Source organism: Paracandidimonas lactea (assembly GCF_021653995.1).
GTDB lineage: Bacteria > Pseudomonadota > Gammaproteobacteria > Burkholderiales > Burkholderiaceae_B > Allopusillimonas > Allopusillimonas lactea.
The window spans coordinates 546052-567408 of sequence record NZ_JAJJOZ010000001.1 but is presented as its reverse complement, the minus strand read 5'-3'; the positions used below and the strand labels follow the sequence as shown (position 1 = coordinate 567408).

General features: G+C 61.4%; 16 protein-coding genes. 10 read left to right on the top strand and 6 right to left on the bottom strand.

Annotated elements, in window-relative coordinates; all coding sequences use genetic code 11:
- Positions 1 to 33: 33 nt before the first annotated feature.
- The 4 genes from LOL23_RS02640 to LOL23_RS02625 are packed head-to-tail and all read left to right on the top strand — an operon-like array spanning position 34 to position 3733.
- Entirely contained in the window at positions 34 to 804 is a 771-nt protein-coding gene (locus tag LOL23_RS02640; RefSeq protein ID WP_160976669.1) for an endonuclease/exonuclease/phosphatase family protein, read from the top strand.
- Positions 801 to 2015: a cardiolipin synthase ClsB gene (gene clsB, locus LOL23_RS02635; protein WP_160976667.1), complete on the top strand. Its 1215-nt coding sequence runs from the start codon at positions 801 to 803 to the stop codon at positions 2013 to 2015. The genes LOL23_RS02640 and clsB overlap by 4 nt, the downstream gene beginning before the upstream one ends.
- Positions 2012 to 3100: a lysylphosphatidylglycerol synthase transmembrane domain-containing protein gene (locus LOL23_RS02630; protein WP_237173117.1), complete on the top strand. Its 1089-nt coding sequence runs from the start codon at positions 2012 to 2014 to the stop codon at positions 3098 to 3100. Before clsB ends, LOL23_RS02630 begins: the two co-directional genes overlap by 4 nt.
- A 54-nt stretch (positions 3101 to 3154) precedes the next feature.
- Entirely contained in the window at positions 3155 to 3733 is a 579-nt protein-coding gene (locus tag LOL23_RS02625) for a hypothetical protein (protein ID WP_160976663.1), read from the top strand.
- 52 nt (positions 3734 to 3785) lie between these two features.
- Here the strand turns inward: LOL23_RS02625 and LOL23_RS02620 are convergent, their stop codons facing one another.
- A complete protein-coding gene (locus LOL23_RS02620) occupies positions 3786 to 4109 on the bottom strand; it encodes a BON domain-containing protein (RefSeq protein ID WP_237173116.1) in 324 nt (107 codons plus the stop codon).
- Between the two features lie 236 nt (positions 4110 to 4345).
- Between LOL23_RS02620 and LOL23_RS02615 the strand changes: the two genes are divergently transcribed.
- The 5 genes from LOL23_RS02615 (at position 4346) to LOL23_RS02595 (ending at position 11987) form a co-directional block, all read left to right on the top strand.
- Complete coding sequence (locus LOL23_RS02615; RefSeq protein WP_237173115.1) at positions 4346 to 5659, top strand: efflux RND transporter periplasmic adaptor subunit; 1314 nt, start codon at positions 4346 to 4348, stop codon at positions 5657 to 5659.
- Between the two features lie 73 nt (positions 5660 to 5732).
- The gene (locus tag LOL23_RS02610) at positions 5733 to 8930 is read left to right on the top strand and encodes an efflux RND transporter permease subunit (protein ID WP_160976657.1); all 3198 of its coding nucleotides are present in this window, start codon (positions 5733 to 5735) and stop codon (positions 8928 to 8930) included.
- A gap of 2 nt (positions 8931 to 8932) precedes the next feature.
- Positions 8933 to 10429, top strand: coding sequence for an efflux transporter outer membrane subunit (locus LOL23_RS02605; protein WP_160976655.1), 1497 nt, complete (start codon positions 8933 to 8935; stop codon positions 10427 to 10429).
- Between the two features lie 140 nt (positions 10430 to 10569).
- On the top strand, positions 10570 to 11349 hold the full coding sequence (locus tag LOL23_RS02600; protein WP_160976653.1) for a pyridoxine 5'-phosphate synthase: 780 nt from the start codon (positions 10570 to 10572) through the stop codon (positions 11347 to 11349).
- A 62-nt stretch (positions 11350 to 11411) separates the two neighbouring features.
- Positions 11412 to 11987 carry a nitroreductase family protein gene (locus LOL23_RS02595; protein WP_237173114.1) on the top strand — a complete coding sequence of 192 codons (576 nt, stop codon included), beginning with the start codon at positions 11412 to 11414 and terminating at the stop codon, positions 11985 to 11987.
- A gap of 105 nt (positions 11988 to 12092) precedes the next feature.
- Here LOL23_RS02595 and LOL23_RS02590 read toward each other — a convergent pair whose 3' ends face one another.
- The 5 genes from LOL23_RS02590 to LOL23_RS02570 all read right to left on the bottom strand — a co-directional run bounded on the left by LOL23_RS02590 (position 12093) and on the right by LOL23_RS02570 (position 18221).
- Positions 12093 to 12692 carry an SCO family protein gene (locus LOL23_RS02590; RefSeq protein WP_237173190.1) on the bottom strand — a complete coding sequence of 200 codons (600 nt, stop codon included), beginning with the start codon at positions 12690 to 12692 and terminating at the stop codon, positions 12093 to 12095.
- Between the two features lie 109 nt (positions 12693 to 12801).
- The gene (locus tag LOL23_RS02585; RefSeq protein WP_237173113.1) at positions 12802 to 14886 is read right to left on the bottom strand and encodes a M3 family metallopeptidase; all 2085 of its coding nucleotides are present in this window, start codon (positions 14884 to 14886) and stop codon (positions 12802 to 12804) included.
- A gap of 79 nt (positions 14887 to 14965) precedes the next feature.
- Positions 14966 to 15838 (bottom strand): bifunctional methylenetetrahydrofolate dehydrogenase/methenyltetrahydrofolate cyclohydrolase FolD, encoded by an 873-nt coding sequence (gene folD, locus LOL23_RS02580; RefSeq protein WP_237173112.1) that lies wholly within the window; start codon positions 15836 to 15838, stop codon positions 14966 to 14968.
- The gene (locus tag LOL23_RS02575) at positions 15835 to 16461 is read right to left on the bottom strand and encodes a response regulator transcription factor (protein WP_160976645.1); all 627 of its coding nucleotides are present in this window, start codon (positions 16459 to 16461) and stop codon (positions 15835 to 15837) included. The genes folD and LOL23_RS02575 overlap by 4 nt, the downstream gene beginning before the upstream one ends.
- Positions 16458 to 18221 carry a PAS domain-containing sensor histidine kinase gene (locus LOL23_RS02570; RefSeq protein ID WP_160976643.1) on the bottom strand — a complete coding sequence of 588 codons (1764 nt, stop codon included), beginning with the start codon at positions 18219 to 18221 and terminating at the stop codon, positions 16458 to 16460. Before LOL23_RS02570 ends, LOL23_RS02575 begins: the two co-directional genes overlap by 4 nt.
- A gap of 419 nt (positions 18222 to 18640) precedes the next feature.
- Between LOL23_RS02570 and aceE the strand changes: the two genes are divergently transcribed.
- Positions 18641 to 21352, top strand: a complete 2712-nt coding sequence (gene aceE, locus LOL23_RS02565; RefSeq protein WP_237173111.1) for a pyruvate dehydrogenase (acetyl-transferring), homodimeric type — start codon at positions 18641 to 18643, stop codon at positions 21350 to 21352.
- Positions 21353 to 21357: the final 5 nt, after the last annotated feature.

Sequence of the window (21357 nt, the reverse complement as noted above, 5' to 3'; positions counted from 1 at the left end):
GTGGGGCGGTCATTTCACGGAACCGCCGCATTCATGGCAAGAATCGACGACGTCAACCCGTTTACGCTTAAGGTGCTCACCGTAAATACCCACAAGGGGTTCACGGCACTTAACCGGCGTTTCATCCTGCATGAACTGCGCGAGGCAATCCGCGCAACGGGTGCTGACGTGGTTTTTTTGCAGGAAGTGCTCGGCGCGCATCAGCGGCATGCCGAGCGGCATGCTCGTTGGCCTGCCACAAGCCAGTACGAGTTCCTGGCGGACACCATCTGGCCGCAGTATGCCTATGGCCGCAATGCCGTCTATCCCCACGGCCATCATGGCAACGCAATACTGTCCAAGTTTCCCATTGTTTTCTACCAGAACATCGATGTTTCCATTGGCCAGCACGAAAAGCGCGGCATGCTGCACTGTGTCATGCACCCTCCGGGCTACAACGAAGATGTGCATGTTATTTGCGTGCACCTTGGTTTGCAGGAGCGTCATCGCCACGCGCAATTGAGCCGCTTGTGCCGTTATATCAACGAGGAAATTCCGGATAATGCACCCCTGGTGATTGCGGGCGATTTCAACGACTGGCGACAAGTGGGTCAGCGCATGCTGTATCGGGCATGCCGCCTGCAGGAGGTGTTTCGCGAATGCCACGGGCGGGTGGCCCGCACCTTTCCGGCCCGCTGGCCCTTGCTGCGGCTCGACCGGGTATATGTGCGCAATGTGCTGCGCTACCATGCTATGGCCCTTGCCCGCCGGCCTTGGTCGCATCTTTCTGATCACGCGCCGCTGGCGGTGGAGCTCGCGCTATGAACAGCAAATGGACAACCGGTAACGCTATTACCTTGCTGGAAAACGGCGAAGAATACTTTCCCGCAGTGATGCAGGCCATACGCGAGGCCAGGCGCATGGTGGTCATCGAAACCTTTATCATCTTCGATGACTCGGTTGGCCGCAGTCTGCAACAGGCTGTCATTGAGGCGGCAAGCCGCGGCGTACGTGTCGATATTGCCGTTGACGGTTATGGCACCGCAGATCTGTCGCCTTCCTTCATTGGTGCTATGACCTCCGCCGGCGTGGGGTTTCATGTCTTCGACCCGCAGCCACGCCGCTTCGGCGTGCGCACCAACCTCTTCTGCCGGCTGCACCGCAAGATTGTGGTGGTGGATGGCGAGATCGCCTTCGTTGGCGGCATCAATTTTGGCGCCGACCATCTAGCCGACTTCGGCCCCACAGCGAAACAGGACTATGCGATTGCCATTCGCGGCCCGCTGGTCGACGAAATCTCGCGTTTCGCCGCCGAAGCGCTGGCGCCCGTCAAGGCGGTGCGGCGCACTTGGCGAGGCCTGCGACGGCGCCATGCGCACCAACATGTATGGATGCCGGGTGATTCGTCCGCCGCACTGGTGGTGCGCGACAACGACAGTCACAAGACCGACATCGAGATGCACTACCGCGTAGGCATACGCGCCGCCAAACAGACTGTGACGATTGCCAATGCCTACTTCTTTCCAGGTTATCAGTTGCTGCGCTCATTGCGCAGTGCTGCCCAGCGTGGCGTGCGGGTGCGCTTGATCCTGCAAGGCCAGCCTGACATGCCGGCAGCACGCTTCGTTGCAACCATGCTGTACGACTATCTCTTGTCGGCTGGCGTCGAGATCTATGAGTATTGCCAACGTCCACTGCATGGCAAAGTGGCCGTGGTGGATGGCGTGTGGGCAACCGTCGGGTCCAGCAATCTCGATCCGCTCAGTCTTGCCTTCAATCTCGAAGCCAATGTGATGATTCGTGATGAGGCGTTTGGCAGCGTGCTGGAGCAGCGGCTGGATGAGTTGGTGGAGCGTCACTGCCGGCGGGTGAAGCGAGCGACCCAGCCGCGCCGCAAGATTCAACGCGTCATATTGGGCACGCTGGTATTCCACTTTCTGCGCCGCTTTCCCTCGTGGTCCAGTTGGTTGCCGGCGCGTGAGCGCACCTTGACGTCCATCCCTGCGGCGGATATGCCGGTGGAAGACAAGCCGTGAGCGGCGAGAGGCAGCAGCCGCTCGGCGGAGTCGACGGAGCGCGGGCGGAAGGCCGCTTGATTGAGGTGGGGCGGGAATGCGCCGGGCCGGAGGGCCATAGCGGTGCGCGCCCGAGCGCGAATTCGGTGCGAGGGGTAACGGCCTGGCTGCGCCGGCACTGGCCGCTGCTGCGACGTATACTGATTGGCGGCTTTATTGTTGCGGTTGCCGGTTTGTTGGCACTGGCTGCCTTTCGCGTCGACTGGGTGCAGGTAGGTCAGGCAGCGGCCTCGCTGCCACCAGCATCTCTCGCTGTCGCGTACGCGCTCACGTTCGCTGGATATCTTGCGTATGCGAGCTTCGATCAGTTGGGACGTTGTTACACAGGCCATACACTGTCGCGCCTGCGCACACTTTGCATTGCCTGTACCTCATATGCCTTCAATCTGAATCTGGGAGGGTCGATCGGCGGCCTCGGGCTGCGACTACGCTTGTATACACGCAGTGGCGTTTCGCCCGCCGACGCCGCGCGAGTGTTTGCATTCGCTGTGAGCACCAACTGGATCGGCTACTGCCTGGTCAGCGGATGTCTGTTCGCCTCTGGCTACATCGCGTTGCCTGAGACATGGCCGTTGAGCGATACCGGGCTACGCATTGGCGGAGGGGTGGCCATTGTCGCGGTCGTCGCATACGTCCTGTTCTGCTTTCTGGCGCGCAGGCGAGAATGGTCGGTGCGCGGGCATACCATTGTGCTGCCCACAGGGGCGCTGGCACTGGCACAAGCGGGCGCAGCCGCCGTGCACTGGCTGCTGATGGGCGGCGTGCTGTATGTATTGCTGCAGCACCAAGCCTCTTATGCGATGGCCTTGGGCGCAGTATTGCTCAGCGCAGTCATCGGCTTGCTGATCCGAGTGCCGGCAGGCCTTGGGGTACTTGAGGCGACAGTGATCGCGCTGCTCGCGTCGGCGGAACTGCCGCGCAGCGACGCGCTTGCCGCGACACTGGTGTTTCGAGCTGTGTACTATCTGACACCGCTGTTCGTGGCGGGCGTCTGGTATTTGGTGCACGAGGCGGATATTGGAAATCGGCAGGGCGAGGGCAGTTGAATCGGGTATGCAAAATGCTGCCCTGAATACAAGCGCAATTGCCTGGAGTTGATCATGGCTCTGATCGTCGCCGCACGTTTTGAAACCTTCGACGCCGCCAAAACCGCCGCGGCCTCTCTGATGAATGCAGGCGTCACCGCCGACAATCTGCATACCTTTTTTGTTAATCCCGCCGGCAGCCACAACCGCTACGCCATGGGCGGCGACCGTGCCGCCGACCCGGACTCGCGCGGCGCGCCATCCAGCACGCTGGGCATGGCGGCGTTATGCGGGGTGGGCGGCGCATTGATCGGTGTCGTCATAACATCCTGGTTCGACCTGGATGCAACGCTGATCGCGGCGGCGGCTGGCGTGGGTGCTTATGTGGGATCGCTCGCGGGCGCCATGCGGGGCCTGGGCCATGCCCGGCCGCCCCGCAACCCCGAGGAACAGCGTGAAACACTGCTGCGCAAAGGCCATCCTTCGGGTGTGTTGCTCGCGGCGCATGTCGGCACCGAAGATGAGCGACGGATCGCGCTGCTGCTGCGTGATGCCGGAGGCGTTGAGGTCGAGCGTGCTCGCGGCACGTGGCGCAACGGCCAGTGGGACGATTTCGATCCTCTTGCCACACCCGAGCCCGAGCGCAATTTATAAGGAAAGCGGCCTCGAAGGCGCATCACGCCTTCGGAAGGCCCCCTACGGGCCCTTAATAGGTCGATTTGACGTCTAGGTCGTAGTCGACCTTCTTCACGCCTTCCACCTGGCGTGCAGCCTGGATAGCATCCTGGGCGGCCATTTGGTTGTCGACCGACCCGCGCAGTTTGACGACGCCGTCGGTGGTCGAGACCTGGATGTCCTTCTCATGCACGCCGCGCACACCCAGCACTGCGTTCTGTACTTTGGTGTTGATGGTCGTGTCATCGACAGGGCCGGCGGCCGAACTTTGTCGCGCGGGCTGCTGCGCGCAGGCCGCCAGCAAGGTGGTCACAGCGGCCGTCATCATGACGCGCGAGAATCGATGCTTAGTCATTGCATTACCTCCTTCATGCTGAGTTGCCCCAATCCGGGGATGTGCATCCGCAAGCAAGTGGCATGCCGCCAGCATGCTTGCAGGGTGGGCGGAGTGAAACAGAATGAAATGGAAGTTATATATCTCTGGTTACGTTTTACCCTTATACTTTGCGGTTTGACCCAGCCAAGCACCAACAAAAACAAAAGCAGTACGGCGTACCTCACAAAGGGGCCCTATTGCTTCAGGAGTTTCGGATGCCTAGTACCCGCCTGCCCACGCGGCAGCCCGCGCGCCAGTACGGCCGTTTTGTTGTCTCTTCCTTCCTGCTGATCTCTTCACTTGCGTTGTTAAGCGCTTGCGGCGAAAACGCACCGCCACAGCAAGGCGGCATGAAAGTGCCGGTCAGCGTCGTCACCGTCAATCCCGCGTCTACCCCCGTCATGGTTGATCTTCCGGGGCGTGTCGAAGCCATCAAGAACGCACAAATTCGCGCACGGGTCACGGGGATCGTCGAAGCCATCAATTTCGAGCAGGGCAGCGAGGTGAAACAGGGGCAGTTGCTGTTCACCATCGATCCGGCACCCTATGTAGCGGTGCGCGACCAGGCCGCGGCTCAGCTCAAGAACGCCGAAGCCAACGTGCGCAGCGCCCGGCTGCTCGCACAGCGTTACGCAAAGCTGATCAAGGCCAATGCTGTCAGCCGACAGGAATACGACAGCGCTGTTGCGCAGGCAGGCCAGGCCGAAGCCGCCGTTGCGGCTGCCAAGGCCGCGCTCAAGGCGGCGCAAATCGATCTGGGCTACACCAAGGTCATTTCGCCTATCAGTGGTCGTATCGGTGAATCGCTGGTCACTGAAGGCGCGCTAGTCAGCGCCGCGCAGGCAACGCAGTTGGCAACGGTGCAGCAGATCGACCAGGTCTATGTGGATGTCAATCGATCCACCGCGCAACTGGCCGAGCTGCGCCGCGCGCTGGCATCGGGCGAGTTGCGCCAGGCGGGCGAAGGCGCGGCTGCGGTCGAGGTTCTGCTTGAAGACGGCTCTGTGTACGATCACCCCGCCAAGCTTCTGTTTTCGGGCATCAGCGTCGATCCCACCACCGGTCAGGTTCGTTTGCGCACGGTGGCCGAAAATCCCGGCCACATCCTGTTGCCCGGTATGTATGTGCGGGTCAGGCTGAGTCAGGGCGTCGACGACAAGGCGCTGGTGGTGCCCAAGCAGGCGCTTCAACGCACGGCGGATGGCCTCAGCAGCCTGGTCGTGGTGCGTGAAGGCAAGGCTGCCTCGGTCACGGTCGATGTTGGCGCTGAGGTACAAGACGGCTACATCATTACCAAGGGCTTGAATCCGGGCGAACAAGTCATCGTCGAAGGGTTCCAGAAGATTCGCCCCGGTGCCCCAGTGCAGCCTATGCCCTGGAAAGCGCAAGGCGTGGGTGAAGCCACCCCGCAGGGCGGTGCGCAAGCCCAAGGCGGCAAGCCTAATGGGCAAACTCCGCCGGCCGCGCCTGGCGCGAACCAAGAACCCAAGCCAGCCACCGCGCCGGCGGGCAACGGCAAACAGGGCTGATTCGCCACCATCGCCACAACATACGGGCCCCCATAAAGGGCCCGCAGCGTTCATGCAAGAAAAGTGAGCACACATGCCTCAGTTTTTTATTGATCGACCGATTTTCGCCTGGGTAGTCGCGCTGGGCATCACGTTGGCTGGCCTGTTGGCCATACCCAACATGCCTGTGTCTCAGTATCCCGAAGTCGCGCCACCCACCATCAGCGTGCGTGCCATCTATCCTGGCGCTTCGGCGCAAGAAGTGGCCACCACCGTCGCCAGCGTGATCGAGAACGAGCTCAACGGCGCTAAAGGCCTGCTGTACTACGAGTCCGTCAGTGATTCCTACGGAACCTCCGAAATCTCTGCCACATTCAAGCCAGGCACCAACCCCGACCTTGCCCAGGTCGACGTGCAGAACCGGCTTGCCAATATCACCTCCAAACTGCCGCAGGCCGTGATCCAGCAAGGCCTCAAGGTAGAGCAGAGCAATACCGGCTTCCTGTTGGTGGTGGCGTTATCGTCCACCGACGGCTCCATGGGCCAGACCGCGCTGGCAGACTACATCATCCGCAATATCCAGAACCCGATCTCGCGGGTGCCCGGCGTGGGGAAATTCCAGTTGTTTGCTGCGCCACGCGCCATGCGCATATGGGTTGACCCAGACAAGCTCACTGGCCTGAACCTGAGCGCAAGCGAAGTCAACGCTGCCATTGCGCGGCAAAACGTACTGGTATCAGGCGGCATCCTGGGTTCTCCACCCAACCCCGACTCGCAACGTGTGTCCGCGCCCATCACTGTCAATGGGCAGCTCGCCACTGTCGAAGAGTTCGGCAACATCGTGCTGCGCGCCAACGTCGACGGCTCCAGCGTTCGGCTCAAAGATGTCGCTCGCATCGAAGTCGGATCCGACAACTACCAATTCGGCGCGCGCCTGAACGGGAAGCCCACTGCAGCGTTTGCCATTTCACTGTCGCCAGGCGCCAATGCACTGTCCACCGCCGAAGGCATCAAGGCCGAGATGGCGCAGTTGTCCAAGTTCTTCCCCGGCAACATCACATACGCAATTCCCTACGATACATCACCCTATGTGTCGCTCTCCATCGAGCAGGTCGTCCATACGCTGCTCGAGGCCATGGTGCTGGTCTTCGTGGTGATGTTCGTCTTTTTGCAGAACATACGCTACACACTGATTCCCGCATTGGTGGTGCCTGTTGCGATGATGGGCGCATTTGCGGTCATGCTGGCCTTGGGTTTTTCGATCAACGTGCTAACCATGTTTGCCATGGTGCTGGCTATCGGCATTCTGGTCGATGACGCTATCGTGGTTGTCGAGAACGTCGAGCGTATCATGGCCGAGGAAGGTCTGCCACCCAAAGAGGCAACCCGCAAGGCGATGCCGCAGATCAGCGGTGCCATCGTCGGTATTACGCTGGTGCTTACCACGGTGTTCCTCCCGTTGGCATTCATGTCCGGCTCCGTGGGCGTGATTTATCGGCAGTTTTCCGTTGCCATGGCCGTGTCGATCATGTTCTCAGGCTTTCTGGCGCTGTCCTTCACGCCTGCCTTATGCGCAACCGTGCTCAAACCTATTCCCAAAGGCCATCATGCCAGCAAGAAAGGTTTTTTCGGTTGGTTCAATCGCATGTTCGATGGCACCACCAACAGGTATGAACGCGGCGTCGGCAGTATCGTGCGCCGTGGTGGCCGCATGATGGTGATCTTCCTGGTGCTTGTGATCGTGATGGGCTGGTTGTACTTCCGTTTGCCCAGTTCCTTCCTGCCCGAAGAAGACCAGGGCTACGTCATTGCCAATATCGAGCTGCCGTCGGGTGCTACGGCCAACCGCACGCTGGATGTGATTGAGCAGGTAGAGGCCTATTTCAAAGGGCTGCCGCAGGTGGAAAACATCATCACCGTGCAAGGCTTCAGCTTCAACGGCAACGGTCTGAACGCTGCCATTGCATTTGTTCCCCTGAAGGATTTCGCGGAGCGCAAAGGCGAAGAAAACTCCGCCCAGGCAATCGCGGGCGGCGCTATCCAGCGCCTGCTTTTTGGCATCCCCGACGCGATGGTGTTTTCCATCGTGCCACCCGCCATTTCCTCGTTGGGAAATGCCGCAGGCTTCGACCTGCGCCTCGAAGACCGCGGCGGTGTCGGGCATGATGCGTTGATCGCTGCCTCGCAGCAGTTGCTGCAGCTCGCAAGCCAAAGCCCCATTCTTGCCGGTACGCGGGTAACCGGGCTTGCCGGGGGGCGGCAACTGCACATCGAGATCAACCGCGAAAAGGCTGCGGCGCTGGGCGTTGATTTCAGTGAGGCCTCGCAATTGATTTCGACTGCCCTGGGCTCGGCGTTTGTGGGCAAGTTCACTAATCACGGCTGGGTGCAAAACGTCTGGGTACAGGCCGAGCAGGCACATCGCATGGACCCTCAGGACATTCTCAAGCTCAATGCTCGCAACCTCAATGGCCAGATGGTGCCGCTGTCGTCATTCGTGTCGATCGAGTGGGCCCAGGGCCCTGTTCAGGTGGTGCGATACAACAGCTACGAAACCGTCCGTATCGGTGGTTCCGCGGCGCCGGGGCACTCCACCGGTGAGGCCATGGCCGAGATGGAGCGTCTGGTGGCGCAATTGCCCGCGGGCATCGGCTTCGAATGGACGGGGCTGTCCTACCAGGAAATCCAGGCTGGCAGCCAGTCGCTGATTCTAATGGGTCTGTCTGTTCTGGTTGTATTCATGGTGCTGGCCGCGCTGTACGAAAGCTGGGCTATTCCGCTGTCGGTGATGCTGGCGGTGCCACTGGGCATGCTGGGTACAGTGGCCTTGGTTTCCGTCCTGGGCATGGCTAACGATGTGTATTTCCAGGTAGGGATGGTGACCGTGATCGGTCTGGCGGCCAAGAACGCTATCCTGATTGTCGAGTTCGCCAAGGATCTCTACGCGCAGGGGGGGAATCTGCTCACCGCCGCTACGCACGCGGCGCGGCTGCGCTTTCGTCCCATTCTGATGACCTCATTTGCGTTCATCCTGGGGGTGCTGCCACTGGCGTTGGCAACCGGGGCGAGCTCGGCCAGCCAGAATGCGGTCGGCCTCAGCGTGCTGGGGGGCATGGTTGCCGCCACGCCGCTGGCAGTAATTTTCGTTCCTGCGTTTTTCGTGGTGGTGCTTGGTTTCTTCAAGACCAAGCCCAAATTGTTGGGCAAGCATGGCGCGCCGGATGGCGGCGGGCACGGGGCCCATGGGGCGCACGCGCCACTGTCGTCGCGCGATGGGCACACGGGAGAGTAAGCATGAGTCATCGTCTTTTCCGTCTAACCGTATCGCACGTAGTCGTCGCTGCAGCATTGGCGGGCTGCTCGTTTGCGCCCGCCTATCAGCGGCCCGAAGCGCCTGTGCCGACGCAATACCCTGACATCAGTGCGTTAGGCGTGGGCGGGCAGGGGGCCGCCGTCCAGCCAGCGACGGAAGCCGCATACGGCGGTGATCTGGGTTGGCGTCAATTTTTTACCGATGCGCGGCTGCAGGCCCTGATCGCGCTTGCATTGCAGAACAACCGCGACATGCGTGTCGCGGTGGAGCGCGTCGAAGAGGCCCGGGCGCAGTACGGTATCGTGCGCGGTGACTTGTTCCCTACGATCGGGGCGGGCGCAAATGGTCAGGTCACACGTTCACCCGAAAACCTGCGCATGGGCGGCCCTGATTCCCCCAGTGTGTCGCGCTCCTATCAGGCGGGCATTGGCCTCACTTCGTTCGAGATTGATTTTTTCGGCCGGCTGCGTAATCTGAGCGATGCGGCGTTCCAGCAATACCTCGCCACGGCCCAAGCGCGACGTACTGTGCACATCAATCTGGTGTCCCAGGTCGCAGAGGCGTATTTCCGTCTACGCACTGCAGAAACGCTCGAAGACCTCATGCTGCGCACCCAACAGGCGCGTCAGGACACCATGAGGCTGGTGCAGGCCCGTTACGACAGCGGCGTTGCCTCCGCACTCGATCTGAATCAGGCGCGCGGCCAGCTCGAGACCGTGCGAGCAGACTTGGCTGGCATACGGCGCACACAGGCGCAGGCACAAAATGCCTTGCAGTTGCTAGTTGGCGCCGAGCCGGGCCCCAGCCTGCCGCCTCCGGCGGCCTATGGGCGCAGCCAGCTTGTCGCTGCAATCCCCGCGGGGCTGCCTTCCGATCTGCTGACGCGCCGTCCCGATATCGTTGGCGCCGAGCATGCGCTGCGTGCAGCCAATGCCAACATTGGCGCTGCAAGGGCAGCCTTCTTTCCCAATATTTCCATCACCGGTCTCTTGGGCTTTGCCAGCGACCAGTTGGGTGGCCTGTTCAGTGGCAGCCAGCGCTTCTGGCAATATGCGCCGCAGATTCAAGTACCGATATTCGCGGGCGGCAGCCTGCAAGGCAATTTGGCTGTGGCCGAAGCACGCAAGAATATCGCGGTGGCGCAGTACGAAAAATCCATCCAGGTGGCGTTCCGGGAAGTCGCCGACGCACTGGCGGGCGAAGCCACCTATGCCAACCAGCTCGACGCCTTGCGTGCCACCGAATCGGCCGCGTCCGAATCGCTCAAGCTGGCACAGTTGCGCTACGAAACCGGGGTCGACAGCTTTCTGCAGGTGCAAAATGCCGAAGTGACGCTATATGGTGTGCAGCAGAAGTTTGTGCAAACTGGCATGGATTCGCTGCTTAACCGTGTAGAGCTCTATAAAGCACTGGGCGGCGGCTGGCTCGAAGTGCCGGGTGCGCAGGCCAGCGCCGAGGGGCAGGCGCCTCGCCGGTAAGCGCGGGGCCGACATAAAGGCCATAATAGGGGGCGGCGCCGCTGTGCGCCCGCGCCATCTGCGCCTGCGGCGCCTCACTGCGCCAACGGCGCTGTAGGCGCCGTTGGCGCGTTACCTATAACCCTAACCGAGAGTGCTTCATGATTGAGCTGGGCGTCAATATCGACCACGTCGCCACCCTGCGCCAGCAACGGCATACCACCTATCCCGATCCCATCCAGGCTGCGCTGCGCGCGGAAGATGCGGGGGCGGATCTCATCACCCTGCATCTGCGCGAAGACCGCCGCCACATCCAGGATGCGGATGTCGACGCGATACGGCCACTGCTGCGCACTCGCATGAACCTCGAGTGTGCAATTACGCCCGAGATGCTGGCCATTGCCTGCCGTGTACGGCCGCAAGATGTCTGCCTGGTGCCCGAGAAGCGCGAAGAACTGACCACCGAAGGCGGCCTGGATGTGGCGGGCAAGTTCGATCAGGTAAAACAGGCGGTGGATCGCCTGCATGACGCGGGCATACGCGTGTCGCTGTTCATCGACCCCGAGGCGGTGCAGGTCGATGCGGCCGTGCGTGCGGGGGCCACTGTGATCGAACTGCATACCGGCGCCTATGCCGAGGCACAAGATGCGGTGGATCGCAGCGTGCAGCAGGGCGGCGCCGCACTGTCGGGCCCCGACCATGCATTGGGCGCGGTAGATGCCGAGCTTACCCGCCTGCGCGATGCCATTGCCCAGGGTGTGGGCCATGGCCTGCGCGTCAATGCGGGGCATGGGCTGCACTACAGCAATGTTGGGGCTATTGTGGCCTTGCCGGGCATTGCCGAGCTGAACATCGGCCACGCGATTGTCGCACGGGCGGTATTCGACGGGTGGGAGAAGGCTGTCCGTGATATGAAAGCGCTGCTGGTGCGGGTCGCCTGACCCCATCCGTCCGTGCCTCATCCCTTGTGCACGTCCCTTGATACGATTTTGATGAGTTGAAGATGTCCTCGACACCTATTGATTTTCTGCTTTCCCGGCGTTCGGTCAAGTTTGTTCAGGCACCCGGGCCGTCGGATGAAGAACTCGCCCTGATCCTGCAGTCGGCCATGTCGGCCCCCGATCACGGCGGCCTGAAACCCTGGCGCTTCAAGGTCATTCGCGGCGCCGCCGTGCCGCGCCTGGCCGAAATGGTCATTGCGCGCATGGAGGCTGCAGGCGTCGGCATGCCGACGCCCAAGCAGGCAAACGCGCGCAACTGGCTGGGCAAGGCGCCGTTGGTGCTTGCGGTGGCGTGCAGGCTCGATCACAGCAATACCAAGATTCCCGAACATGAGCGTCTGCTGGCAACGGGCGCCGCGGCCACCAATATCCTGAACGCTGCTCATATGCTCGGCTACGCCGGCTTCTGGAGTACCGGCCTGGGCACCGATGTACCCGACGTTGCCGAGGCCTTGGGTTTCGATGAGCTGGACTATCGCTTCATGGGCTACGTGTCGATCGGCACACCCATCGACGCACTCATGCCTATGCAGCGGCCCGACCACCGCCAATTTGTCAGTGAGTGGACAGGCGATTAAGCCTTGCATGTATGCGGCCGCGTGCCCGTTTGCAGCCGCTGCGTCGCCACGCAGGCAGTGCGAGTTTGTATGATTGCAGGCGGGCGCCTAATAAGCCCGCCAGCGTCAGCCCTGTTGCAAAAGCGTCTGCACGCCTCTCTTGATGACATCTACCGTCTCGCTGTCGGCTGCAAGAAAGCGCGCCCTGCCTTCCTGATCGAAGAAATACACGCCACGGCTGTGAGCCACTTCATAGACCTCAGGTGAGCCAGGCTGCGGTTTCGCGATCTGGTAGGCCACACGATAGCGTCGCGCCACATCAGCCACCTGTTTTTCGGTGCCAGTCAGCCCCAAGGCTTGTCCGCCGAAGGCGTCGACATATGCCTGCAACACATCAGGCGTGTCCCGGTGCGGGTCGACGCTGATGAAGAGGATGCGCGTACTTTTTTTTGCCTGCTCGCCCAGCTCGTTCATCGCCTGGGTGAGTTGGGCCATGGTTGTGGGGCAGATGTCGGGGCAACTGGCATAGCCGAAGAACATCAGCACGACCGTGCCTTTGAAATCCTCTTGCGTGTAGGTTTTCCCGCCGGCGCCCTGCAGGCTGAATTTCAGGTCGGGCAGGAAGCCTCGTACGGGATGCAGTGCGGTGTCCGGCGTTTTGGCGGCAGGCCCGGCATCTGTAGTGGGTGCGGCGTCCGTGTTGGGTGCGGCAAACACCGGGGTCATCAGCAGCGAGGTTGCCAGGCAGGCAAGTAAACGAACAAAATTACACATGGCGACAGGCAAGCAAGGAAGTATCGCGAGACGGGCGACATGCGCCTGCGCCTCGCACGCATTAAGGGTGGTTGTCGGACAGCCCGCTGTGGCGCAGCAGGGCATCCATGGTGGGCGCACGGCCCCGGAAGGCGGCAAACGACTCGGCGGCCGGACGCGCGCCACCGACGGCAAGTATCTCCTTCAGGAAGCGCGCGCCAGTGGTCGGGTCTAGTGTATCGCGCTCGCCGCCCGGGCCGACAGCAGCCTGCTCTTCGAAGGCAGCGTAGGCGTCGGCGGACAATACCTCGGCCCACTTATAGCTGTAATAGCCCGCGCCGTAGCCGCCCGCGAACAAGTGCGAGAAATTATGCGGGAAGCGGTGCCACGCCGGCGGGAAAAGCACGGCGACTTCCTTGCGTACCGCGTCCAGCGTCTCGAGCACCTGCGCGATGTCCATGCCTGCGGACTGATGGTGGATGGACATGTCGAAGAGCGCGAATTCGATCTGTCGCAGCATCTGCATACCACTCTGGAAATTGCGTGCGGCCAGCAGCTTGTCGTAGAGTGCGCGCGGCAGTGGATCGCCGCTTTCGGCGTGCGACGACAGCGCCTGCACGACTGGCCATTCCCAGCAGAAGTTCTCCATGAATTGCGACGGTAGTTCGATCGCATCCCATTCGACGCTGGCGAAGGCTGCGGCGCCTGGGTCGTCCACTTGGGACAGTAGGGCGTGTAATGCGTGGCCGCTTTCGTGGAACAGCGTGATGACGTCATCGTGCGAGAGCAGGGCGGGCTTGCCGCCCTGCGGCGCGGGGAAGTTGCAGGTAAGGTATGCAACTGGCATTTGCAGCCCCCGTGCAGTGCGGCGGCGATTGCGTTCGCTGTCGACCCAGGCGCCGCCTTGTTTGCCCTGGCGAGCCTGTAAATCGATATACAGCACGCCCAGGCGAGTATCACCAGCATCGATCACCTCGAACGCCTTGGCGTCGGTGTGCCAGGTAGGGGCATCGATGGCGCGCATACGTACGCCATATAGGCGCGCAATGACGTGAAACAGCCCCTCCAGCACCCGCGGTTCGGTGAAATATTGGCGGATTTCTTCTTCGGAATACGCATATCGCGCCTCGCGCATGCGCTCGGAGGCGTAGGCGATATCCCAGGGCGCAAGGTCGTCCATGCCCAGCGTGTCGCGCGCAAACTCGCGGAGTTGTTCGAGGTCGTGCAGCGCGTAGGGCTTGGCCTTTGCGGCCAGCTCGCGCAAGAAGCCGAGCACCTGTACCGCGCTATCGGCCATGCGAGTTTCGAGGCGAAGGTCGGCAAAGCTGCCATAGCCCAGCAGGGCAGCCTCTTCGGCGCGCAGCGCAAGCAACTGCTCGATCAGCGCGGAATTATCGAGTTCGACCGGCCCTTGTTCGGAAGCGATGGTGGCATACGCACGGTACATCTGCTCACGCAAGCCGCGGTCAGAGGCGTGTTGCATGACGGGCAGGTAGCAGGGCATCTTGAGGACCAGCTTCCAGCCTTCCAGCCCGTCGGCCTGGGCAGCGGCGCGGGCCGCCTGCAAAGCGTCGGGTGGAAGCCCGTCCAGCCGAGCGGCGTCAGTGACATGCAGTGACCAGCGATCCACGCTGTCGAGTACATTTTCGGAGAACTTCTGCGATGCCTGCGCCTGCGCGTCGGAGATCTCGGCGTAGCGTGCGCGCTCTTCGCCCTGAAGCTCGACACCGCTGAGCCGGAAATCGCGCAAGGCGAGATCAATGATGCGCTGGCGTACCGGCGCAAGGGACGCGAACGTGGGGGCCGCCTTGAGCCGCTTGTACTGCGCGAACAGCCCTTCGTGCAGGCCGACCCAGGTGGAAAATTCAGTAATGCGTGGCAGGCAGGTGTTATAGGCCGCCCGCAGCTCGGGTGTATTGATCACCGCATTCAGGTGCCCCGCCACAGACCAGGCACGCCAAAGCTTTTCAGAGGCGTCTTCCAGCGGCTCCACCACTGCATCCCAGGTGGCGGGCAGCGTGGGATCCGCCGCTTGCTCGACCGCCCGCCGAGCATCGGCAATCAGCGCATCAATGGCGGGCTCAATGTGGGCGGGCCGTATGGACGCATAGTCGATAAGCTGCGTAATTGGGGCAAGTAGGGGATTGTGAGGCTGAGACGGATGCATGGGGCGAGAAATGGGTCTGTGTGCAGAGCGGGGAAGGGTGGTCACAGCCGGCGCGGCGCCGACTGTGGTGCCGCGTGACTCAGGCAGCCGCGCGGGCGCCCGATTGCAGGCTGCGTTCGGCGGCTTCGAGTGTGTTGACGAGCAGCATGGCGATGGTCATGGGCCCGACGCCGCCCGGCACGGGCGTGATGGCGCCGGCAACCTGGCTGGCGGACGCGAGGTCGACGTCGCCGACGAGCTTGCCATTTTCGCCGCGGTTTATGCCCACATCGATGACCACGGCGCCGGGCTTGATCATGTCGCCGGTGACGATGCCTGGCTTGCCGGTGGCCACGACCAGCACGTCGGCGCGGCGCGTCTGGGCACCAAGGTCGCGCGTCTTGGAGTTGCAGAGCGTGACGGTGGCACCCTTGGCCAGCATTAGCATTGCCATGGGCTTGCCGACAATATTGCTTGCGCCGACGATGACCGCTTCGGCGCCCCAGAGATCGACGCCTTCCGACTCGAACATCTTCATGATGCCGTAGGGTGTGCAGGGCCGGAACAGCGGCTGGCCTGTCATCAACAGGCCAGCGTTGCTGATGTGAAAGCCATCGACATCCTTGCGGGCGTCGATGGCTTCGATGACTTTGGCAGAGTCTATGTGACGCGGGAGCGGAAGCTGAACCAGGATGCCGTGGATGGCGTCATCCTCGTTGAGCTCGCGCACCTGCTCGAGCAACGCGGCCTCAGTGATGCCAGCATCGAGCCGGATGACGCGCGAATACAGGCCGGCTTTCTCGCAAGCCGCCGCTTTGTTGCGCACATAGACCTGCGAAGCCGGATCGTCGCCCACAAGCACGACGGCAAGGCCGGGTACGACACCTTGTTTTTTCAGTGCGTCCACCCGCACAGAGACGTCGGCTTTGACGGAATCGGCCAGCGCCTTGCCATCGATGATACGCGCGGTCATACAGCCCCCTCGGCTTTGGCGAGGGCAATCTTCATGAGGTCTGCCACAGTGGTGACTTCGAGTTTTTCCATAATGTTGGCGCGGTGCGCCTCGACGGTTTTAATACTGATGTTCAGGTCGCCTGCGATTTGTTTATTCAGGCGGCCGGCAACGATGCGCTCGAGCACCTGCTGCTCGCGCGCGGTAAGGCGGCTGAGCACGGCTTCGTGGTTGCGCTGCGCTTGTGCCTGAGTAAGCCGTTCGGAGGCTTGCTCGAGCATGCGGGCCACGATGGTGCGCAAGTCGGTTTCGTTGAACGGTTTTTCGAGAAAGTCGACCGCGCCTTTCTTCATGGTGGAGACCGCCATAGGCACATCGCCATGGCCGGTGATGAAGACGATGGGCAGCGGCGCTTTGCGGGCGATGAGTTCTTCCTGTAGTTCGAGCCCGCTCATGCCTGGCATACGAACGTCGGCGATCAGCACGCCGATCTGCTCGGGGTCATAGGCGTTGAGGAATTCTTCGGCACCGCTGAAGCTGCGCACACGATAGCCATTGGCTTCGAGCAGCCAGCGCAGCGAGTCGCGCACGGCCTCGTCGTCATCGACAATGAAAATGGTGTTGGGTGCTTGAAGTGTAGTCATGCATGCTGCTCCTGATTGTCTCTGTCTTCAGTCTCGGTTTGCGCTGGCGCCGTGGCGCGGGGCAGTGTAAAGCGGAATATCGTGCCACCCTCCGGATTGGCGCTTGCCCACAGGCGGCCATGGTGCGACTCGATAATAGTACGGCAGATATTCAAGCCCATCCCCAGGCCTTCCGACTTTGTACTGTAGAACGGCTCGAAAAGCCGGTCTGGGTCGCGCAGCCCGTGCCCGCGGTCGATCACGGCGATTTCCACGATCGGGGTTTGGTCGGTGATGACCAACTGCAACGTGCGGTGCTCCGCCTTTTCCATCGCCTCGATGCCGTTCTTGAGCAGGTTCAATAATACCTGCTCGATCAGGATCGGGTCTGCCATCACATCGGGGATGTTCTCGGGTACCGAGAGTTCGAGTTCGACCTGGCGCTTGTGGGCGTCGATCTCGGCGAAGCCGACGGCATTCTCGACAATGCGCATGACGGGAACGCGCTGACGGCGCGGCTCGCTGCGTTTTACGAATTCGCGGATGCGGATGATGATCTTGCCGGCGCGCTGGGCCTGCTCGGCTGCTTTCTCGAGCGCCTGCAGCAGGCGCTCGGGGTCAGCGTTGCCCGACTTGACCATGGCCACGGCGCCCATGCTGTAGTTGCTGATGGCGGTAAGCGGCTGATTCAGCTCATGGGCCAGGGACGAAGCCATTTCGCCCATGGTGGTCAGGCGACTGGTGAGCTGCACTTTTTCCTGCTGCACGCGCGACGCTTCTTCGTGCCGGCGGCGCTCGGTGATGTCGCGAGCCACCTGCAGACGCACGCGCCGCCCGTCTGTCCAAGCGAGGATGCGATGATGCACTTCAAACCAGCGCTGGGCCGATTCTGAAAAAATTTCGACAGTTTCGTCGGTGAAGCGCCCAAGGCGCCCGCCCATGAGTTCGGCGTGCCCGTTGGACTGCGCCCCGAAGAAGCGCCGGTACGTACGGTTGGCAAAGAGCAGTTCGAGCCCGTCCGACGTATCGGCTGCGACTGAAATGGCGTCATCCAGCCCTTCGAGCACGGTCATGAAGCGTTCATGCGCGGCGGTAAGTGCCTCGCGGATGCGTTTGGGCTCGGTGATGTCGGTCATCGAGGTCATCCACCCGATCTGCTCGCCATTGGGGTCGCGCAGCGGCGACACGTACATGCGGGCGGTAAAACGCGATCCATCGCGGCGCTGGGCCTCGACCTCAAGCCCGCTGCTGGGCGTGCGGCCTGAGAGCAGGATATCCAGGGTTTCCTGGTGCTGGGCGTAACGCCCCGGCACCCAATAGGGAAACGGTGTGGTGCGGCCGATGAGATCGGCCTCGTTCCAACCTATCATGCGGCAGAAGGCGGGATTTACATAAGCAATGCGCCCGTGCATGTCGAACACACGCATGCCGGTGGACATGGAGTTTTCCATGGCGCGGCGAAAGCCTGTTTCGGCGATCAGGGCTGCTTCGGCGCGGGTGCGGAAGCGCGTGTAGCGCCACAGTGCAAGCAAGCTCAGCACGATGAGCGCGGACAAGGCCACCACGATCATGATGAGGCGCTGCTGGCGGGTTTCCTGGTCGATCGTGATGAACATCACACTATCGTTGTGCAACTGCTGCAGCCAGAAGAATACGCCCATGACGCACAGATAGAGCAGCAGCACAATGACAGGCGTCAGCCAGTAAAACCCGCGACGCGTGTTATGAGCCTGCTCATAGAACGTGGTCGGGATCAAGGATTTGCGAGAGTTGCCTGCCATCTGTAGCGATAATGGGGGTACTGGTTGCGTGCAGGAAGAATACCCCCCGACGAGCCCAATATATTAGCCGGTAGCCATAAGGGGTATGCCGTGTAGCCAATAACCAGCCACTATACGGCTTAACCGCGCGTTTCTGTTGCACATTTTAGACCGTAACAACGTTGCTGGCCCGGTTTCATTTTTCACATTATAAAAAGCTATATCATAAAATGAAATTTTCCTTGAACATTCTTTGGGGCTTTCCTAGAATGGCCTCACGATGTGCCGCCGCATCATCGGGGGCCGCGCGTGCAATGCTTTTTGAAAAGAAGGGTATTGTCGCGCGGGGATGAGGCAAGCGGGCAAGCAGTTTGCCTGCGGCAACAGAATTCGATTTTTTACGCGGCAACAGAATTCACTCTTTATACAGGAGACAGTGAATGTCCTCTTCAGATCGGGCCACCAACACGGCCGGCAATACCGACGTCGATGCCCTGGAAACCCAGGAATGGCTAGAGGCCCTGGAGGCCGTCCTCGATCGCGAGGGGCCGGAACGCGCGCACTTTCTGCTTGAACGCCTCATCGACCTGGCCCGCCGCAGCGGTGCCCACATTCCGTTTTCGCCCAATACCGCCTACGTCAACACCATCCCGCCGGGCCTGGAGCCTCCGCACCCTGGCAATATTGTGCTCGAAGAGCGCATTCGTTCGTACGTGCGCTGGAACGCAATGGCCATGGTGGTCAAAGCCAACCGCCACAGCCCGGCCGACGGCGGCGACCTCGGCGGCCACATTGCCTCGTTCGCCTCGCTGGCGACCATGATAGGCTGTGGCCAGAACCATTTCTGGCACGCTGAATCCCCCGACCACGGCGGCGACCTGGTTTATTTCCAGGGCCACTCCTCGCCGGGCATGTACGGCCGCGCCTACCTTGAGGGGCGGCTCACGGCCGACCAGCTCGATCACTTCCGCCAAGAAGTCGATGGCAAGGGGCTACCGTCTTATCCGCACCCCAAGCTGATGCCCGATTTCTGGCAATTCCCCACGGTGTCCATGGGCCTGGGCCCATTGATGGCCATTTATCAGGCTCGCTTTCTCAAATATCTGCATGCCCGCGGCATCGCCGATACCAGCAAGCGCAAAGTGTGGGTCTTCTGCGGCGACGGCGAAATGGACGAGCCCGAATCCTTGGGCGCGATCAGCCTTGCGTCCCGTGAAAAGCTCGACAACCTCATTTTCGTCATCAACTGCAACCTGCAGCGCCTGGACGGCCCGGTGCGCGGCAACGGCAAGATCATCCAGGAACTCGAGGGCGATTTCCGCGGCAGCGGCTGGAACGTCATCAAGCTGATCTGGGGCGGGTACTGGGATCCGCTGCTTGCGCGCGATAAAGAAGGCATATTGCGCCGGGTGATGGAAGAATCCGTCGACGGCGAATATCAGGCCTACAAGGCGCATGACGGCAAGTTTGTGCGCGAGCACTTTTTTGGCAAACATCCCAAGCTGCTCGAAATGGTCAGCCGGATGAGCGACGAAGACGTCTGGCGCCTGAATCGTGGCGGCCACGATCCCTACAAGGTGTATGCCGCCTTCAAGGCAGCCTCCGATCACACCGGGCAGCCCACTGTCATCCTGGCCAAGACCATCAAGGGTTACGGCATGGGTCAGGTCGGCCAGGCCAAGAACCCCACCCACCAGCAGAAAAAACTGGATATGGAATCTGTGCGCGAGTTCCGCGACCGCTTCAATATACCTGTCCCGGATGACAAGCTGGAAGAAATCCCGTACTTCAAGCCATCGGCGGATTCGCCCGAAATGAAATACCTGCATGAGCGTCGCAAGGCGCTGGGTGGATACCTTCCGCATCGTCGCCAGAAGGCCGACGAACATTTCAAGGCGCCCGCGCTGGATGTTTTCAAAGCCGTGCTGGAGCCCACCGCCGAAGGCCGCGAGATTTCCACCACCCAAGCATTCGTGCGCATCATCAACCAGATCCTGCGCGACAAGGAGCTTGGCCCGCGCGTCGTGCCCATTCTGGCCGACGAATCGCGTACCTTTGGCATGGAAGGCCTGTTCCGCCAGATCGGCATCTATGCGCCCGAAGGCCAGAAGTACGTGCCGGTCGATAAAGACCAGGTCATGTACTACCGCGAAACATCCAACGGTCAGTTGCTGCAGGAAGGCATCAACGAAGCAGGCGCGTTCAGCTCCTGGATCGCCGCGGCCACGTCGTACTCGACGAATAACCGCATCATGATTCCGTTCTACATCTATTACTCGATGTTCGGGTTCCAGCGCGTGGGCGATCTGGCCTGGGCGGCGGGTGACATGCAGGCCCGCGGTTTTCTGTTGGGCGGCACCGCCGGCCGCACCACGCTCAATGGCGAAGGGCTGCAGCACGAAGACGGCCACAGCCACATCATGTCCAGCCTCATCCCCAACTGCGTGTCGTACGACCCCACCTATGCGCACGAACTGGCCGTGATCATCCGTGACGGCCTGCGCCGCATGGTGCAGGATCAAGAGAACGTGTTCTACTACATCACGGTGATGAACGAGAACTACGCGCAGCCAGGCCTGAAGACGGGCGACGAAGAAGGCATCATCCGCGGCATGTACAAGCTTAGCAGCGCTGGCAAGGCGAAACAGCCACGTGTGCAACTAATGGGCTCGGGTACGATTCTGCGCGAGGTGCTGGCCGCGCAAGCGCTTCTGCAGAGCGACTGGGGTGTCGCATCCGATGTGTGGAGCGTCACCAGTTTTACCGAACTGCGTCGCGACGGCCTGGATTGCGAACGCCATAATTTGCTGCACCCCGATGCGGATGCGCAGAAACTGCCATACGTCACGCAGCAGTTGCAAGGTACCGAGGGCCCCGTGGTGGTATCGACCGACTACGTCAAGTCCTACGGCGAGCAGATCCGCCCCTTCTTGCCCAAAGGGCGCGGCATGCACGTCCTTGGCACCGATGGTTTCGGCCGCTCCGATTACCGCAGCAAGCTGCGCGAGCACTTCGAGATTGATCGCCACTTCGTCGTGCTTGCTGCGCTGCGCAGCCTGGCCGACGAAGGCGCGCTGCCACTCGTCAAGGTTGCCGAAGCAATCGCCAAATATGGTATCAATCCCGAAAAAGCCAATCCGCATCACGCATAAACAGA